General features: G+C 46.8%; 1 rRNA gene. It reads left to right on the forward strand.

The annotated features are described in order from the left end of the window. Nucleotides 1-113 (forward strand): 5S ribosomal RNA (gene rrf / locus EKG39_RS23255); the annotation flags it as partial. Between the last annotated feature and the right edge of the window lie 1,100 nt (nt 114-1,213).

Genomic DNA, 1,213 nt, shown 5'->3' on the forward strand with positions numbered 1-1,213 from the left:
GGAAACCATAGCATTGTGGTCCCACCTGATCCCATCTCGAACTCAGAAGTGAAACGCAATTGCGCCGATGGTAGTGTGGGGTCTCCCCATGTGAGAGTAGGTCATTTCCAGGCGCCTAATAACGATAAAGCCCATTGCTAACGCAATGGGCTTTTTTCGTTTTGGCTGGAAATATGCCCACTCGGACATGGGGAAAGTAAAAAGCCCGAACGCAGTGAGGTTCAATAGCCATGTGATAGGCAGTAAATAGCTCCTGCATTTACTGGATTCCCTACATCCATGTAGCTCATAGGGTGAGATGGGCGTTGTTGGCGAAGCAAAGCTTTGCGCCCATTGAGCGCGGAGGGGTTCCCCGCAGCTGACCATGACAGGCGCCTTTTGCCCTTATTTACAAACCCGCTTATGCAGTATGGCCGTAAATTGATGTTTAGGATTAACAAATGCCTTGGTGGCAGGGATACCAATGAAAGGCCATGGCGGTCAGTGTCTATAGTTTCTAATTTTTCTGGCTGACCATGACAAGCGCCTAATTTCTCGTTAAGATAGTCGATAAATCCCCGGCACTTAGTGTTGGGGGTTTTTTCGTTTAACAACTTTTGAAATGACCACTCGAACATGGGGAAAATGTAGGACCGGCTTTAGCCGGGAATCGCTTTTTGCTATACAAGCTCCGCGGCTAAAGCGCGCTCCTACACAAAAAGTTGCAGGTGTCTCCCGCTACACTATCTTAACTATCTATTCTTTATGCAAAGGTAAGTCATACCGTTCAGTGGAATGAAGCAGCTGGTCTTGAGGTCACTGTGCCTTAATAGGAGTTGTGATTTATCTATTAGACCACGGTTTTCCGAGGGCTTGAGTCCCTGGTTGAATTACATGCTTTAATCGATTGATTATTAGGCCTGAAATTAAAACTGGTTCACTCTGATATGATCAATGTTATTGCTGGAAATGCCAGCTGATCGGGCGGTTACATCAGGAGGTTGTGGGCTGCCCTGTGGATAGAGCTGTGGGTATGCGGTGCGCGATAGGTGGTTAACTGGTTATTTTCTAAAAAAGTGGTTTTTTAGCTAATTAGCCCTTGCGCCCTTCCTGAAACTCCCTATAATGCGCATCCACTGACACGGCACAGCAGGCCAATCGCTCTTAGTAAACGCTAGGTAGCACGGGACTTGCAGCAGTGTTAGAGAGTTTAACTTCTTTGGAATTAGACTCA

The organism is Shewanella atlantica (assembly GCF_003966265.1).
Classification (GTDB): domain Bacteria; phylum Pseudomonadota; class Gammaproteobacteria; order Enterobacterales; family Shewanellaceae; genus Shewanella; species Shewanella atlantica.